The organism is Leifsonia sp. EB41 (assembly GCF_041262565.1).
Taxonomy (GTDB): Bacteria; Actinomycetota; Actinomycetes; order Actinomycetales; family Microbacteriaceae; genus Leifsonia.
In genome coordinates, this window is sequence record NZ_JBGCCJ010000001.1 from 2,268,851 (window position 1) to 2,285,290 (window position 16,440).

General features: G+C 71.3%; 14 protein-coding genes and 1 pseudogene. 8 read left to right on the forward strand and 7 right to left on the reverse strand.

Features of this window, described 5'->3' with window-relative positions; all coding sequences use genetic code 11:
• Nucleotides 1-72 precede the first annotated feature (72 nt).
• The 5 genes and pseudogenes from ABH923_RS11260 to ABH923_RS11280 form a co-directional block, all read right to left on the reverse strand.
• Nucleotides 73-471, reverse strand: a pseudogene (locus ABH923_RS11260) (DUF6328 family protein); the annotation flags it as partial.
• Nucleotides 468-872 carry a hypothetical protein gene (locus ABH923_RS11265; RefSeq protein ID WP_370055450.1) on the reverse strand — a complete coding sequence of 135 codons (405 nt, stop codon included), beginning with the start codon at nt 870-872 and terminating at the stop codon, nt 468-470. The gene ABH923_RS11265 and the pseudogene ABH923_RS11260, both read right to left, overlap by 4 nt.
• A gap of 52 nt (nt 873-924) precedes the next feature.
• Nucleotides 925-1,230 carry an AzlD domain-containing protein gene (locus ABH923_RS11270; RefSeq protein WP_370055451.1) on the reverse strand — a complete coding sequence of 102 codons (306 nt, stop codon included), beginning with the start codon at nt 1,228-1,230 and terminating at the stop codon, nt 925-927.
• A complete protein-coding gene (locus ABH923_RS11275) occupies nt 1,227-1,970 on the reverse strand; it encodes an AzlC family ABC transporter permease (RefSeq protein ID WP_370055452.1) in 744 nt (247 codons plus the stop codon). Before ABH923_RS11275 ends, ABH923_RS11270 begins: the two co-directional genes overlap by 4 nt.
• A 30-nt stretch (nt 1,971-2,000) precedes the next feature.
• Nucleotides 2,001-2,564 carry a TetR/AcrR family transcriptional regulator gene (locus tag ABH923_RS11280; RefSeq protein ID WP_370055453.1) on the reverse strand — a complete coding sequence of 188 codons (564 nt, stop codon included), beginning with the start codon at nt 2,562-2,564 and terminating at the stop codon, nt 2,001-2,003.
• 90 nt (nt 2,565-2,654) lie between these two features.
• Between ABH923_RS11280 and ABH923_RS11285 the strand changes: the two genes are divergently transcribed.
• Nucleotides 2,655-3,959: an MFS transporter gene (locus ABH923_RS11285; protein WP_370055454.1), complete on the forward strand. Its 1,305-nt coding sequence runs from the start codon at nt 2,655-2,657 to the stop codon at nt 3,957-3,959.
• Here ABH923_RS11285 and ABH923_RS11290 read toward each other — a convergent pair.
• Nucleotides 3,943-4,962 (reverse strand): NADPH:quinone reductase, encoded by a 1,020-nt coding sequence (locus ABH923_RS11290; protein WP_370055455.1) that lies wholly within the window; start codon nt 4,960-4,962, stop codon nt 3,943-3,945. The genes ABH923_RS11285 and ABH923_RS11290 overlap by 17 nt on opposite strands.
• 32 nt (nt 4,963-4,994) lie before the next feature.
• Nucleotides 4,995-6,194 (reverse strand): MarP family serine protease, encoded by a 1,200-nt coding sequence (locus ABH923_RS11295; RefSeq protein ID WP_370055456.1) that lies wholly within the window; start codon nt 6,192-6,194, stop codon nt 4,995-4,997.
• A gap of 116 nt (nt 6,195-6,310) precedes the next feature.
• On the opposite strand from ABH923_RS11295, the gene ABH923_RS11300 reads away from it, so the two are divergent.
• From ABH923_RS11300 to ABH923_RS11330, 7 genes are all read left to right on the forward strand, one after another.
• On the forward strand, nt 6,311-7,558 hold the full coding sequence (locus ABH923_RS11300; protein ID WP_370055457.1) for an ROK family protein: 1,248 nt from the start codon (nt 6,311-6,313) through the stop codon (nt 7,556-7,558).
• A gap of 139 nt (nt 7,559-7,697) precedes the next feature.
• Nucleotides 7,698-9,050, forward strand: a complete 1,353-nt coding sequence (locus ABH923_RS11305; protein WP_370055458.1) for an extracellular solute-binding protein — start codon at nt 7,698-7,700, stop codon at nt 9,048-9,050.
• A gap of 1 nt (nt 9,051) precedes the next feature.
• Nucleotides 9,052-10,014 (forward strand): carbohydrate ABC transporter permease, encoded by a 963-nt coding sequence (locus ABH923_RS11310; RefSeq protein WP_370055459.1) that lies wholly within the window; start codon nt 9,052-9,054, stop codon nt 10,012-10,014.
• Nucleotides 10,014-10,850, forward strand: coding sequence for a carbohydrate ABC transporter permease (locus tag ABH923_RS11315; protein ID WP_370055460.1), 837 nt, complete (start codon nt 10,014-10,016; stop codon nt 10,848-10,850). The genes ABH923_RS11310 and ABH923_RS11315 overlap by 1 nt, the downstream gene beginning before the upstream one ends.
• Nucleotides 10,851-10,879: 29 nt before the next feature.
• Nucleotides 10,880-13,870: an alpha-mannosidase gene (locus ABH923_RS11320; protein WP_370055461.1), complete on the forward strand. Its 2,991-nt coding sequence runs from the start codon at nt 10,880-10,882 to the stop codon at nt 13,868-13,870.
• A gap of 131 nt (nt 13,871-14,001) precedes the next feature.
• A complete protein-coding gene (locus tag ABH923_RS11325) occupies nt 14,002-14,661 on the forward strand; it encodes a response regulator (RefSeq protein WP_370055462.1) in 660 nt (219 codons plus the stop codon).
• Nucleotides 14,658-16,346: a hypothetical protein gene (locus tag ABH923_RS11330; protein ID WP_370055463.1), complete on the forward strand. Its 1,689-nt coding sequence runs from the start codon at nt 14,658-14,660 to the stop codon at nt 16,344-16,346. Before ABH923_RS11325 ends, ABH923_RS11330 begins: the two co-directional genes overlap by 4 nt.
• The last annotated feature ends 94 nt before the right edge of the window (nt 16,347-16,440 follow it).

Below are 16,440 nucleotides of genomic sequence, written 5' to 3' on the forward strand. Positions count from 1 at the left end.
AGGAGCACGAGCACCAAGCAGGATCCCGGCGCCCGCGACGATCGCCGGGGTGATGCCCAGCGTCACGTCGAAGACGAAGAAGACCACGCCGGAGGTCAGCAGGGCCACGAGGGTCAGGTTGATCCTCAGCAGCCGGTTGGCGATGGCGACGGACTGCGCCTTCTCGTGGTGCCGGAAGAGCTGGCGGTGCAGCGCTACGGGTGCGAGCCCGAGCGCGGTGCTGCCGGCGGCGAGCACGACGAGGACCAGGTAGAAGCCGACCTGGAACGCGTCCAGTGTGCCGAAGCGCGCCTGGAACGCGATCGCGAGCAGGAAGCCGCTGATGAGCTGGGTGCCCGTCTGGGTGACCCGGAGCTCCTGCAGGATCTCGTTCCAGTTGCGGTCGGCGCGCTGCGTCGCCGACTCCGGGCGTCCGTCGTCCGGGTCGATGTCGTCCCGGCCCGGCGGCTGCGGTTCCGGAGTCTGGGTCATCGCTCCATCGTCGTCCGGGGAGGGGACCCACGCAACGGGTGGACTCCTTGCGCCGCCAGTGCCGCGCGGTAGAACCGCACGAGCTCGGCGGCGCTGGGCCGCTTCGCCGCCATCGTCGCGGTGTCCGACCTCCGCGCGGCCATGTGGTGCCGCCACGACTCCGCGGCGCACCGGTGGTCCCACGCGACGGCCGCCGCGGCCTCCAGCGTCCGGCACCAGCCGATCAGCTCCCGGCCGTCCGAGCCCGGCGCCCAGGTGACGACGCGGTACCAGACGTCGGGCCGGTTCGGGTCGCCGAACGCGAACCGGCGGACGACCGCATACGGCGTGCCGAGGGCACCCTGGCTCAGCACCCATTCCGAGGGCTGCGCGTTCGCCACGGGATGCCAGGATACGGTCACGTCAGAACGTTAGAGACGGCCGCCGACACCGGGTACGCGGCGCCGCCGGGCCTCAGGTCAGCAGCCGGATGAGCGCCGCGACGACGGCCGCCGCGGGCACCACCACGATGAACGGCACGCGCAACGCGTACAGCCCCGCGGCGATGGCGACCGCGGGCAGCCGCGCGTCCAGGTGCAGCGACTCGCCGGCGCCGAAGGTCTGCACGCAGATCAGCGCGGCGAGCAGGGCGGCCGTCAGCAGGTCGCTCGTGCGCGCGACGACGGGATGGTCGAGCGCCTTGGGCGGGACCAGCCAGCCCACGGCCTTGAGTGCGAGCACGGCGATCGAGCCGAGCAGGATGATGTTCCAGGTCGTCACGGCTCGACCTCCCGCTCCATCGGGATGGGGTCGGGATGCGGCCGGTCGTCGCCCCGGCCGAACAGGTTGAGGACGCCGAACACGATCGCGACGACCGCAGCTGCGAGCACGGGCAGACCTGGCATGAGGACGGGCGTCAGCAGGGTCGCGACGAACCCGGCGGCGACGGCGACAGCCTGGGTCTGGCGTGCCTTCAGCCGTGGCCAGAGGAGTCCGAGGAACGCGGCGGCCGCCGCCGCGTCCAGGCCGTACGCCTTCACATCGCCGATCAGGTTACCGAGGAGCGCCCCGGCAAGGGTCATCAGGTTCCAGCCGAGATAGACGACGAGGCCGGTCACCCAGAACCCGATGCGCTGCGCGCGCGGCTCGGTCTGGGCGGTGGCGACCGCAGTGGACTCGTCGATGGTGAGCTGGGTGGCCGCGGATCGCCTCCAGAAACCGGGGCCGATGATGCGTGACAGGCGCAGCGCATAGAAGGAGTTGCGCACGCCGAGGAGGGCGGCGGAGGCGATGGCCGTGCCGCCGGCCGCGACCCCGCCCGACGCGAGCACGCCGATGAGGGCGAACTGCGAGCCGCCGCTGAACATGACGAGGCTGAGGACGCACGCCTGCCACACGTCGAGTCCCGACGCGGTCGCGAGCGCGCCGAACGAGATGCCGTACAGCGCCGTCGCGACGCCGACCGCCCAGCCTGAGCGGGCGGCGGCGCGCTCCTGTTCGGTGCGGGGACGGCGTGCCATTCTGACGAGACTAGCGGGCCGGGACGACGCCTACCGGGCGGAGCCGGCGCCCGGCCGGAACAGCCGCGCGACCATGTCCTCCGCCGTGGTGTCGCCGAGCGTCCACGGCTGGAAGATGACGCGGTTGACGATCGGGGCGATCACGACGTCCATCACGTCGTCCTCGGTCACGCCGGTCTCGGGGTGCCGCGCGAGCAGCATCCCCGCCTCCGTGCGCCGGTTGCGGAGGCAGTCGGAGGTGCGCTCGCCCGCCGCGCCCGCGCCGCCGCGCAGCAAGGCCGCGTTGACCGGCTTGCGGAAGTGGGTGACGATCCCGCTCGCCCAGTCGGTGAGGTCGTCGCGCAGGTCGCCGCGGTCGGCGAGCGGACGGTCGGTGTCGAGGTGGTAGGTGGCGATGTCGTTGAGGAGGGTCGGGAGGTCGCCCCAGCGCCGGTAGATGCTGGTCGGGTTGACCCCGGCGCGCTCGGCGATCATCGGCACGGTGACGCGCTCGCTGCCCTTCTCGCGGACGAGGTCCTCGACGGCGGTGCGGACGCTGTGGATGACCGCGGCGCTGCGTCCGCCCGTCCGCTTCGACGGTGTGGTCGTAGTCATGGGAATAGCTTAAAGCAAAGATTGTTGCTTTTTACCAGACCGCGCTTTATAGTCCATTAAAGCAATCAAATTTGCTTTTAGGAGGCCGAGATGTCCACTGCAGGAGAGAGCTGCCCGACCCTCACGACCGGGTCCATCACAGCCACCCGGCCGCGCGCTCGCTCGCTGCGGCTGCGCCCGACCGCCGCGTTCACCGGCACAGCCCTGGCGTTCGTCGCCGTGGCGCTCGCCGTCGGCGCGCCCAGCCCGCTGTTCGTCCTGTACCAGCAGGAGTGGGGCTTCCCGTCCTGGCTGCTGACGGTCGCCTTCGCGATCTACGCGGTGACGCTGCTGATCACCCTGCTCGTCGCCGGTTCGCTGTCCGACCACATCGGCCGCCGTCCGGTGCTGGTCGGCGCGCTCGCGCTTCAGATCGCGGCGATGCTGATGTTCCTGTTCTCGAAGGACATCGGGTCGATCATCGCCGCCCGCTCGGTGCAGGGCGTGGCCACCGGCGCCGCGATGAGCACCTTCACCGCCTCCCTGGTCGAGCTGGCCCCCGAGAGGCAGAAGAAGCTGGGCGCGACCATCGGCTCGACAGCCCCGGTCGGCGGGATCGCGCTCGGTGCGTTCTTCACCGGGCTGGCCGTGCAGTTCACGGCCCAGCCGACGACGCTCGTCTTCGTGACGCTGGCGCTGCTCTTCGCCGCGGGCATCCTCGTCGTGCTGGCGTCGCCGGAGACCGTCGCGGCCCGTCCCGGCGCTCTGCGCTCGCTGACGCCGCGGCTGTTCATCCCGCGGGCCGCACGCGGTGAGTTCGTGGCGGCGCTGCCGCTCTTCCTCGCGACCTGGATGCTCGCCGGGCTGTTCATCGGACTGTCCCCGTCGATCCTGCACGGCGTCTTCCACCTGGACTCCGGCCTCCTGAACGGCGCGATCGTCGCGGTGCCGCCCGCGGTCGGCGCCATCGCCGGGCTGCTGCTGACCCGCGCGCCGGCCCGGACAACAACGGTCTGGGCGATGGCGGCGATCATGGCCGGGATCGCGCTGACCGCCGTCGGGATCGGCGCCGGCCTCCTGCCCGTGCTGTTCGCGGGCGCGGTCGTCGCGGGAGCGGGCTTCGGCGCCGGGTTCTCGGCGATGCTGCGGATCATCGCCCCGCTCGCGCCGAACGACCAGCGCGCCGAGCTGTTCGCCGGGGTGTTCCTGGTGAGCTACCTGGCCTACGGCGTCCCCGCGCTGGCGGCGGGCGAGCTGATCGGCGTCGTCGGTCTGCTGCCCACCGCGCTCGGCTACGCGGCGGCCATCGCCGTAGCCGCCGCGGTCGCGATGGTGGTGCAGATCGTGCGGCTGGCGCGCGGTGTGCGTGCCGAGGCGGCGGCCTCCGCGGAGCCCGCCCTCACGCCAGGTCGATGAGCACCTTGCCCACGGCGCCGTCCTTCACAGCGTCGTGGGCGGCCGCCGTCTCCTCCAATGGGAAGCGCGTGATCGGGAGGCCGTGCTCGGCCCCCACGGGCAGCGCGCCCGCCGCGACAGCCGCCGACACTGCGCGCACCGCGGCCGCCTTGGCCTCCGGCGTGACCGTGTAGGTGAGCAGGAACTGCCAGCGCAGGTTCTTCTGCATGGCCGGGCGGATCGGCATCGTCACCTCGGTCGAGCCGGGAGCGTCGGCGTAGACCGAGATCGTGGCGCCCCGGGCGGCGACCTTCGTGTCGAGTTCGGCGTTCGCGCTGGCGTTGACCTCCACGACGATATCGACGCCGCGCGGGGCGAGTGCGCCGATCGCCTCGGCCGTGTCCGGCTCGCGGTAGTTGACGACATGGTGGGCGCCCGCGGCACGCGCGAGCTCGGCCTTCTCGTGGCTGCTGACGGTCGCGATCACCGTGGCGCCCGCCCAGACGGCGAGCTGGATGGCCGCGTGGCCGACCGCTCCCGCGCCTCCCGCGACGAGCACCGTCCGCCCGTCGAGCGTGCCCGGCGCGAGTTCTGCCGCCACGCCCTCGTGCGCCGTGAGCGCGCGGTGCGCCGTGAGAGCGGGGATGCCGAGCGACGCCCCGACGTCGAAGCTAGCGCTCTCCGGTAGCGGCACGACGAGCGCCTCCGGGAGGACGACGAGCTCCTGGGCCGTGCCGTCCGGGCGCTGGTAGGCGGCGTCCCACACCCAGACCCGGTCGCCCGGACGGACCGCGCCGACACCCGCGCCGACCTCGTCGACCACTCCGGCGCCGTCCTGGTTCGGCACCTGCGCCCGCGGGAGGTCGGCCGGGCCGCTGCCCTGTCGCGCCTTCCAGTCAGTCGGGTTGACGCCCGAGACATGGATGCGCACGCGCACCTCGCCGTCTCCGGGGTGCGGCTCGGCGCGTTCGCCGAGGACGAGGACGTCGGAGTCGCCGGTCGAGGTGTAGCTGACAGCCTTCATGGCTCAAGCCAACCACGTGGCGGCGCCCGTCGTCAGCCCGCGGAGCAGGCTCCCGAGCTGATCGGCGCCGAGCCGACCGAGGCGAGCACCGGGTGGAGCTCGTCCAGGGTCAGCGCGTAGCCGGTCTGCGGGTCGATGGTGGAGCGGGCGAAGACGACGCCGACCACATCGCCCGCCTGGTCGAGCAGCGGGCCACCGGAGTTGCCCGGGCGGATCGTTCCGCGCAGCGAGTAGATCTGGCGCTCGACCGAGCCGCTCTGGTAGATGTCCGTTCCGCGGGCGGTGACCTGGTCGCGGACGCGCTGCGGGCTGATCGTGAACGGCCCGTCACCGGGGTAGCCGGCCGCGTACGCCGAATCGCCGGCGCCCAGGTTCTGACCGAGGTGCAGCGCAGGCGCCCGGAGGTCGGTGACGTCGAGCACGGCCAGGTCGCGCTCCGGGTCGAACGCCACGAGCGTGGCCCGGTCGACCGTCGTGCCGCCGGACTCGCGGACCACGACCGACGAGGCGCCCGCGACGACGTGCGCGTTGGTGACCACACGGCCCGGCTGCACGACCCAGCCGCTGCCTTCGGAGTCCACGCCGCAGGCCGGCTTGGACGCGAGAATGGTGACGGTGGACTGCTGCGCCGAGGCGACCGCGGCGGGGACGTTCGGGTCGGGTGCGCCGATCGTCTTGATCGACTCGCCGCCCTCGAAGACCTTCGGCAGTCCGGCCCCGGCGAGGGCGTCGTCCACAGCGCCGAGCACGGTCGAGGAGGGGATCGGCGCGATGCTGTTCAGGGTGGAGACGACCTGCGACGAGTTCGCGGCCTGTACAACGGTCGCGAGGCTGGTGGCCATCGCGAAGCCGGCGACGAGCCAGACGACGACGGCCCAAGTGACGAAGCCGAGGACCGCGCCGATCAGCGAGTCCACCCACTTGACCGGCCCGTGCCGGAGCACCTTGCCGATCACCGACGCCGCCGCGGTCGCGAGCGCGTAGACGATGCCGGCGCACACGACCAGGACCACCGCGGCCACGATCGAGCGCTGGCTGACGCCGGTCAGCCCGGAGGCGGCCATCCAGTTCACGACCATCGGCGCCAGCAGGAGCCCGAGCGAGAGCCCCACTCCGAGCCCGATCAGCGCCCCCGCTGCGCGGATGGCGCCATTGCTCCAGCCTGCCGCCATCGCGAGGACGGCGAGCACCAGCAGCACGACGTCGACCACGATCTCCACGGCTCTCACCATGCCCCACCAGGCTGGGCGCGGGCTGGGGTACAGATGTACGGAGCCGGAAACCTGGATGTGCGTGGGTATATTACGAGGGACGCCGGGTTCCCGACCCGAGCGTGGAGGAGGATGCCGTGCCGAAGGGAGCGAACCTCCCGGCGATCGCCGCGTTCAACGAGACCGTGGTGCTGGACGCCGTGCGGCGCTCGGAGGGCGGCCTCAGCCGTGTCGAGCTCGCCTCGGTCACGGGCTTGTCGGCGCAGACCGTGACGAACGTGACCCGCCGGCTGCTCGGCCAGGGCCTGATCCGGGAGGCCGGAAAGCAGAGCGAGGGCAGCCCGGGCAAGCCGCGCACCCTGCTCCGCCTGGACCCCGCCGGCGCGTACGCGGTCGGTGTGCATCTGGACCCCACCGTGATCACCTGCGTGCTCCTCGACCTCGAGGGCGAGGTGGTCGAGCACCTGCGCCGGCCGTCCCCTCCGGACGGTGACGCGAAGGCGACGCTCGCCGTCACCCTGGAGGCCATCCGCGTGCTGCTCGCGACACCGGGCGTCGACGCGTCGCGGGTGATCGGCGTGGGTGTCGCCGCTCCCGGCCCTCTCGACACCGCGACCGGCGTCGTCGTCCGTCCGCCGCTCGTCCCCGGCTGGAACGACTTCCACCTCCGCGACGAGCTCACCGCCGCGACCGGCCTCCCGTCGCTGGTCGCGAAGGACGTGATCAGCGCCGCCGTTGCCGAACGCTGGCGCGACCCCGCGGGCGCGAGCAAGGACTACGCGTTCATCTACTACGGCACCGGCGCCGGCATCGGCCTTGTCCTCGGCGGCGAGGTCTACACGGGATCGACCGACAACGCGGGCGACGCCGGCCACGTGCTGGTGGACCCGGGCGGAGCGCTGTGCGCATGCGGCCGCCGCGGCTGCTGGGGCGAGTCGGTGCGGCCGCAGCGCCTGGTGACGCAGGGGCTCTGGGCCGGAGTGCTGACAGCGCCGGCGGGGTTGTCGGTCGTCGATGGGGTCGATCCGGACCTCGACGTGGAGGTCGTCGACGCGCTCTTCACGCAGCTGACCGAGGCCGCCGACGCGGGCGACGAACGGGCGGCGGCGATCATCGACCGCTCCATCCGCAACACGGCGTACTACCTGTCGAACCTCACGGCGTTGCTCGATCTCGACCGGGTGGTGTTCGGCGGCCCGTCATGGTCGCGCGTGGAGCGGCGCTACCTCGGCCAGCTCGACGACCGTCTCGCCGAGATCGACATGGGGATCCTGACCCATCCGGTGCTTCTCGAGGGGAGTGCTGTGGGGGAGGACGTGGCGGCCGTGGGGGCGGCGTGTCTGGTGCTGAATGAGACGTTCTCGCCGCGGGTGGGGCGCGGCTGAGCCGCCTCCTCTCACGTCCCCCACTCGAGGGTGGACACGCGATTTGCTCTGCGCTCTTTACTTATAAATCAATTTGATTTATAAATTACGAAGAGTCCGCGGCATGGGAGCCGGAGGACCCCAATGCAAAGGAGCATCGATGAAGCGAAGCAGGGTTGTGGTCGCAGCAGTCGCCGCCGCCGCACTCGTCGCACTGGCGGGCTGTTCGTCGTCGTCCGGGGGTGGTGACGGCAAGACCATCAAGGTCGCCTTCCAGGATTTCGGGTCGGACATCATGGCCAACTTCATGAACAAGGCCAAGACCGACTTCGAGAAGGCCAATCCCGGCACTACGGTCGACCTGGTGCCCATCAAGGCCGCGGAGAACGACTACTACACCAAGCTCGCTCTCATGAACCGGGCCGCCACCACCGCGCCTGACGTGATGAGCGAGGACACCTTCCTCATCCGCGCCGACGCCCAGGCCGGGTACCTCGCGCCGCTCGACTCCTACGTCTCGAAGTGGTCGGACTGGTCCAACTTCTTCGACAACGCCAAGGACGCGGGCAAGGGTGACGACGGCAAGGTGTACGGCATCCCCACCGGCACCGACACCCGCGGGCTCTGGTACAACAAGCAGATCTTCGCCAAGGCCGGCATCCCCACGCCGTGGCAGCCGAAGAACTGGGCGGACGTGATCAGCGCGGCCAAGAAGATCAAGGCCGCCGACCCCGGCGTCATCCCGCTCAACATCTTCTCCGGCAAAGCCGCGGGTGAGGCCAGCTCGATGCAGGGCTTCGAGATGCTCATGTACGGGGCGAGCCAGAAGGGTCTGTACGACGACTCCAACTCCAAGTGGATCACCGGCTCGAAGGCGTTCATCGACGCGCTCGACGTGATCAAGGAGGTCTACCAGGGCGGCCTCGGCCCGAGCCAGGAGGTCACCAGCGACACCAACTACCAGAACACGATCAACAACGAGCTGGTGCCGCAGGGCAAGCTGGCGATCAACCTCGACGGCTCCTGGGCCTCCAACGCGTGGCTGCCCACCGGCGCCACCCCGTGGGCCGACTGGGACACGGTGATGGGCACGGCGAAGATGCCGACGCAGAACGGCGGCGCGCCCGGCTCGATCAGCCTCTCCGGCGGCTGGACGTTCTCGATGGGCTCCAAGAGCTCGGCGAAGGACACGGCCTGGAAGTTCATCACCTTCGTGACCGACAAGCAGCGCTCGCTCGAGTACAACATCAACACGGCCGGCATCCCGGTGCGCAAGGACGTCGCGGACGACGAGAAGTACAAGACGTCCAACCCGACGTCGGAGTTCTTCTCCTCCCTGGTCGCGGTCACCAAGTTCCGCCCGGCGACCCCGGACTACCCGAAGATCTCCAACGGCATCCAGGTGGCGATGGAGTCGGTGATGACCGGGCAGGCCACTCCGGCCCAGGCCGCCAAGACCTACGACGACTCGGTCGTGGGGATCGTCGGTAAGGACAAGACGGAGTCGAAGTAACGTGACCTCCACTCTGGATGCCGTCGGCACCGACGCGCGCGGCCGGACCACCCCGGTCCGGCCGCCGCGCGGTCCGAGGACACGTTCGCGCGCACACGCCCGGCGCTCGCTCGCCCGGGCCGTCCCCCTGGTCCCGGCGATCGGCCTGCTGGTCGTCTTCCTGGTCGGGCCGATCCTGTCGTCGTTCTACGGCTCGTTCACCAACATGTCGCTCACCGGCTCTGCGGCGGCGTCGGCGCAGTGGGTGGGCCTCCAGAACTACATCGACCTGTTCACGAGCCCGGACTTCCCGGTCTCGGTGTGGCTGACCCTGGTCTTCCTGATCGGCTCGGCCGTGATCGGCCAGAACATCGTCGGCATGGTGCTCGCCCTGCTGATGCGCAGCGGCAGCCGGTGGGTCGGCGCGCTCGTCTCGACCTTCGTGGTCGGCGCCTGGGTGCTGCCGGAGATCGTGGCGGCGTTCGCGTCGTACGCGTTCTTCAGCCAGCACGGCACGCTCAACGCCATCCTCGCCGGGTTCGGCATCGTCGGGCCGTCCTGGCTGTTCGCCTTCCCGATGCTGTCGATCATCCTCGCCAACACCTGGCGCGGCGCGGCGTTCTCGATGCTGGTCTACTCGGCGGCGCTGCAGGAGGTGCCGCCGGAGATCACCGAGGCGGCGGAGGTCGACGGCGCCAACGGGGCCAAGCGGTTCTTCCTCGTGACGCTGCCGATGATCCGGCGCAGCATCTCCACCAACCTCATGCTCATCACGCTCCAGACCCTCTCCGTCTTCACGCTCATCTACGTGATGACCGGCGGCGGGCCGGGCAACAAGAGCATGACCCTGCCGGTGCTGGCCTACCAGGAGGCGTTCAAGTTCTCCGAGCTCGGCTACGGCACCGCGATCGCGACCATCCTGCTGCTCGTCGGGGCGGTCTTCGCGATCGTCTACGTGCGAGCGCTCAAGACGGAGGTGGACTGATGAGACTCTCGTCGCCCAACGGCATCGCCCTCAAATGGACGGCCAACGTCCTCCTGCTGCTCATCGGCGTGGTCTTCGTGCTGCCGCTGGTGTGGGTGGTGCTGGCCTCGTTCGACGGCAGCGCGACCCTCTCGGTCGCGTGGCCGAAGCAGTGGACGCTGGAGAACTTCCAGAAGGTGCTCACGCCCGAGCTGGCGTTCGTGCCGCTGTGGAACAGCCTCCTGCTGTCGGCCGGGTGCGCGATCCTCACCGTGGTCATCGCGGTGCTCGCCGCCTACCCGCTGTCGCGCTACCGCAACCGGTTCAACCGGCCGTTCCTCTACGCGATCCTGTTCGGGACCTGTCTGCCGATCACCGCGATGATGGTGCCGGTCTACAGCCTCTTCGTGTCGCTCAACCTGATCGACTCGCTCGGTGGGACGATCCTGTTCATGGCGGCGTCATCGCTCCCCATGGCCATCTGGATGACGAAGAACTTCGTCGACTCCGTGCCGATCTCCCTGGAGGAGGCGGCCTGGGTCGACGGCGCGTCCAGCATGAAGACACTGTGGACCGTCGTGGTCCCGCTCGTGCGGCCCGGGATCGCGGTGGTGTTCATCTACGTGTTCGTCGCCGCGTGGGGCAACTTCTTCGTCCCGTTCGTGCTGCTGCTCAGCCCCGGCAACCAGCCGGCGGCGGTGAGCATCTTCACGTTCTTCGGGCAGTACGGCGCGGTCGCCTACGGCCAGCTCGCCGCCTACTCGCTCATCTACTCCGTGCCCGTCATCGCGCTCTACGTGATCGTGTCCCGTGCGCTGGGCGGCTCGTCCGCGCTCGCCGGCGCGGTCAAGGGCTAGCCGTACCTCTTATATAGAAGGAGTCCTCCTTGTACCAGCAGAACCAGCTCGCCGAGTTGCGGGTCGACCGTTTCGTCCGCGAGCGCCTGACGCCCGCCCTCGAACGGGCGTCCGTCCCGGTGACCGTGGAGGCGTGGGAGGTGCCGGACGAGCCGGTGCCGTTCGCGCAGGCGATGGAGGGCGCCTTCGAGCCGTTCGCCGTCGGGAGGCCGTGGGGGCGGCCGTGGGGCACGGTCTGGTTCCGCGTGACCGGGACGGTCCCGGCCGAATGGGAGGCCACCGCCGATGAGGTGGAGCTGGTCGTCGACCTCGGCTTCACCGCGGGCCAGGTCGGCTTCCAGGCGGAGGGGCTGGTCTGGGCGACGGACGGCACGATCGTCAAGGCGCTGGAGCCGCTCAACAACTACGTGCGGCTGCAGGCGGCGCCGGGGGAGTCGTTCGAGCTGTTCGTGGAGGCGGCATCCAACCCCGACGTGGGGTCGGACTGGTCGTTCCGGCCCACGCCGGTCGGCCGCAAGTCGACCGCGCCGACGGACTCCATCTACACGCTGCGACGGGTGGACGTCGTCCACCGCGACCGGGAGGTGTGGGAGCTCATCCAGGACATCTTCACGGCGCGCGGCCTGGCCGCCGAGCTTCCGGCGACCTCCCCGCGCCGCGCGGCCTTGTTCGCTGCGCTGGAGGACGCGGTGACGGCGGTCGACCCGTTCGACGTCGGCGCGAACGCCTCGGCCGGTCGCGCGGCGCTCGCCGACGTGCTGGTGTCGCCCGCCGCCGCGACGGCGCACCGGGTGTTCGCGGTGGGCCACGCGCACATCGACTCCGCCTGGCTGTGGCCGGTGCGCGAGACGATCCGCAAGTGCGCGCGCACGTTCTCCAACGTCCTCGACCTCATGGACCAGGACCGGGGCTTCGTGTTCGCGTGCTCGTCGGCGCAGCAGTTCGCGTGGATGCAGCAGTTCTACCCCGAGCTGTTCGAGCGCATCCGCGTCCGCGTCGCCGAGGGCCGCTTCGTCCCGGTCGGTGGGATGTGGGTGGAGTCGGACACCAACATGCCCGGCTCGGAGGCGATGGCCCGCCAGTTCGTGGAGGGCAAGCGGTTCTTCCTGGAGGAGCTCGGCTACGAGCCGCGCGAGGTCTGGCTGCCCGACTCGTTCGGCTACTCGGGCGCCCTGCCGCAGATCGCGCGCGAGGCGGGGATGGACTACTTCCTCACCCAGAAGATCTCGTGGAACGAGACGAATAAGTTCCCGCACCACACCTTCGACTGGGAGGGCATCGACGGCACGCGCATCTTCACGCACTTCCCGCCGGTCGACACCTACAACTCCATCCTCTCCGGGGGAGAGCTCGCCCACGCCGAGCAGAACTTCGCCGACAAGGGCCGCGCGAACACCTCGCTCGTGCCGTTCGGGTTCGGCGACGGCGGCGGCGGGCCGACCCGCGAGATGGTCGCCGCGGCCGCGCGCACGGCCGACCTGGAGGGCTCGCCGACCGTCCGCGTCGCGGCGCCGTCCGCGTTCTTCGCCGCCGCGCGCGCCGAGTTCGACCCGGCGCCGGTCTGGGCGGGGGAGCTCTACCTGGAGTTCCACCGCGGCACCTACACCTCCCAGGCGCGCACCAAGCAGGGCAACCGCCGCAGCGAGGCGCTGCTGCACGAGGCCGAGCTGTGGGCGGCGACCGCGGCGGTCAGGGCCGGCGCGGCGTATCCGGCGGAGGAGCTGCGCGAGGCTTGGAGGACGGTGCTGCTGCAGCAGTTCCACGACATCCTGCCCGGGTCGTCCATCGGCTGGGTGCACGACCAGGCCGTCGAGAACTACGCCGCCGTGGCGCGCAGCCTGGAGGATCTGATCGGGAGGTCGCTGGCGGCGCTCGCCGCGGGGGCGACCGACCGCGATGCTGTCGCCAACGCCTCGCCCTACAGCGTGGACGGGATCGCGCCCGGTGCCATCGGCGTGCCGGCCCGCGGCTCGGACGCCCGCGTCGAGCGCGACGGCGACGGCCACCGGCTCGTCAACGACCGCATCGCGGTCACGGTCGACGCCGAGGGGCTCATCCCGTCGATCGTGGAGCTCGCGACCGGCCGGGAGGTCGTCCCCGCCGGCACCCGCGCCAACCTCCTCCAGCTCTTCCGGGACACTCCCACGCAGTGGGACGCCTGGGACGTCGACATCGAGTACCGGCTCGCGGGGGAGGACCTCACGCGGGTGGAGTCCCTCGAGGTCGCCGCCGAGACGCCCGAGTCGGTGTCGCTGCGCCTGGTCCGCCGCTTCGGCGCCTCCACAGTGACCCAGACACTGACCCTCGCCGCCGGGTCGCCCGCGCTCGACATCGAGACCCACGTCGACTGGCACGAGCGCCAGCGGATGCTGAAGCTCGGCTTCCCGGTCGACGTCCACACCACGTCGGCGCGCTCGGAGATCCAGTTCGGGCACATCGAGCGGCCGACGCACACCAACACCAGCTGGGACGTCGCCCGGTTCGAGACCAGCGCGCACCGCTGGGTGCACGTGGCGGAGCCCGGCTTCGGCGTCGGCGTCGCCAACGACGCGACCTACGGCCACGACATCACCCGGCACGAGCGCGAGGGTGGCGGCACCTACTCGCTGGTGCGCCAGACCCTCCTGCGCGCGCCGCTGTTCCCGGACCCGGAGGCCGACCAGGGCGAGCACACGCTGCGCAGCTCCCTCGTGGTCGGCGGCGTGGACGAGGCGATCGAGGCGGGCTACCGGCTGAACCTCCCGCTGCGGTCGGCCGCTGCCGCGGTCGAGCCGCTCGTCGCCTCCTCGTCGGCGGGCGTCGTGGTCGAGACCGTCAAGCTCGCCGAGGACGGCTCGGGCGACGTTGTCGTCCGGCTGTACGAGGCGCACGGCTCGCGGACGTCGACCACGCTCGCGGTCGGCTTCCCGTACGAGCGGATCGAGCGCACCGACCTGCTGGAGCGGGTGACCGGCGACGCCGGGACGACGCTCGCGCTGCGCCCCTTCGAACTCGTCACGCTGCGGTTCGTCCGCGGCTGACCCAGACCGCCCGCCCCGGGCCGCGCGAACCCCGGGGCGGGCAACATCCAGCGACCTGCACCGTTCTGATCCCGAACGGGGGGCGCGTAATGCGGGCAATACATACTGCACGCCCGGTTAGTCTTTCCAACGTGGCGGTCGGTATGTGGCGCAGGCGGGTGCTCGTGGTCGAGGACCACGCCCTGATGCGTTCGCTCGTGGCCGACGCCTTCGGGCAGCGCGGATTCGAGATCACCACCGCGCCCTCCGCGCTGGACGCGCTGCGGCTCGTGGACGACGCCGACCCCGACCTGCTCGTGACCGACATCGACCTCGGCTCCCGGCCCAACGGCGTGGAGCTGGCGACGATCGTCCGCGAGCGCGCCCCGCACGTCGCGGTGATGTTCCTCAGCAACCTGTCGCGGGAGGCCGCGGCGGCCCAGGCCCGCGACACCGTCGAGGGGGCCTCCTTCGTCAACAAGGGCGCGATCGGTTCGGTCGCCGAGCTGGTCGACGCCGCGGAGGCCGTCCTGGCCGACCGGCCCGTCGAGCACCTGACCGGCTCGACCGGCTCGCAGGGCGCGCTCCTGCGGCTGAGCCCTGCCCAGCGCGAGACGACCCGGCTGCTCGCCGCGGGCCTCACGAACGCGGAGATCGCACGCCGGCGCGGCGTCTCGGTGCGGGCGGTCGAGAAGAGCGTGGAGCGCGTCTTCCAGGCGCTCGGCCTCACCGGGGACGACGGCATCGCCCCGAGGGTGGCGGCCGCGACCCTCTACACGGCGACGTTCGGCGACCCGGGGTCGGGGTTGTGAACCCGTCCGTCGCGTCGCGGATACGGCGCATCGTCGCGCAGGCGACCGGCCGTCACGCCATCACCTGGTGGACGTGGCTGATCACGGCCCCGGTCGCGCTGACCGTGATGTCGGGGCTTCAGTACGTCACCGGCGGCCCCTGGGCGGTCGTCGCGGTGGCCGCCGTCGAGCACCTGGGGGTCGGCCTCCTCATGCTCGTGGGCTGGGCGCTGCTGCGCGTCACGCCGGCGCCGGTGCGTGCCGCGACGGTGATCGCCGTGTTCGCTGTGATCGGCGTCCTCCGTCCCCTCCTCTTCCTCGCCGCCGGATGGCTGCTGGGCATCCCTGCCGCCGCCGGTGACCTCGGCGGCCGGATGTCGATCAACCTGGTCACGTCCGTCGCCGTGTTCTCGCTCATCGCGATCGGTGTCCAGCTCGTCGAAGACCATCTCGGCGTCTATCGACGGCTCCGTGCGGCGCAGGAGGCGTCGGCGCGTGATGCGGTGCTGGCGGCGGACCGTGCGCGCGCACTGCGGGACTCGGCCCTGGACGCCGTCTCCGAAGGACTGGAGCGCGCCACCGTCGCGGCCGAGAGCCACGGCATCCGTCCCGCCGATGCGGCGAACCTGCTTCGCGAAGTGGCCGAGCAGATCGTGCGCCCGGCCAGCCACCGGGTCTTCGACACCGACGCCCCGGCGGGCGAGGAGTCCGAAGCCGGCCGGGTGCGCAAGCGCGACTGGATCGCCTCGGTGCTCGGCGGGATGCAGGCGGCCCCACCGCTCCTGCTCGCCGTGCTGTTCGCGGTGATGGTGCTGCCGTTCGGCGTCTGGCAGTACGGGCTGCTGTTCTGCCTCCCCCCACTGCTGTGCGGCCTTCTCGTGATGTGGGGAGGGAATGTGCTGTTGGCGCGAGCGGCGACGCGGACCCCTCCCGCCCTGCGTGTTGTCGCCCTGCTGACCGGGTACGGCCTGATCGGTGTGCTGCTCTCCGCGAGCAGCGAGGCCACGGTCCGCGTGATGGGCGGCGATCCCGAGCTGGTCTGGTTCGAGGCCGCCTCGTACTGGCTGGTCGGCCTCGGGGTCGCCTTCGTCGCCTCGCTCACGGCCCAGGTGCGCCGGGATCAGAGCGAGCTCGAGGAGGCGGTCCAGGACAACATCCGCGCGGCGGCCGCCATCCGAGGCACCTTCGAGACGGAACGGGCCGCGCTCGCGAGACTGCTGCATTCGGGAGTCCAGTCCGAGCTGATCGCCTCCGCGCTCGCCCTGGCTGCCGGTCCCTCGGCGGATGCGTCGGCCGAGTTGCGCAGGGTGGTGTCGAGCATCCGCGCCGAGCTGAGCGCGCCGCGCGTGGAGCCGGACGCCGCCGAGCGGATCGCTGCCCTGGTCGAGAGCTGGGGATGCGCCATCCCGTTGCGGTCGTCGTTCGGCGACGACGTCTGGGAGCGTCTGCGCGAGCCCGTGCGCGCCGCCGCGGTGATCGACACGATCTCGGAGGGCCTGGCGAACGCGGTGCGCCACGGCGACGGGTCGGAGGTCACGCTCGACGTCCTCGCCGCACCCGGAGACGGCGTCTCGGTCGTGATCGTCTCCGGAGGGGCGCTGTCCGCCGCCGTGCCGGGGATCGGGCTCCGTCAGCTCGCCGAGCGCGGGGCCGTTGCACTGCAGGAGGCCGCCGGCCGCGTCGAGCTCGCCGTGGCGATTCCCTAGCATCCCGTCTGCGGTGCGAACGTCAGTCGTACCAGCCGTACCCGGCGGCGTCTGAGTGGACTCGCAGGGTTACCTTCGAGGTGATCGGAACCCG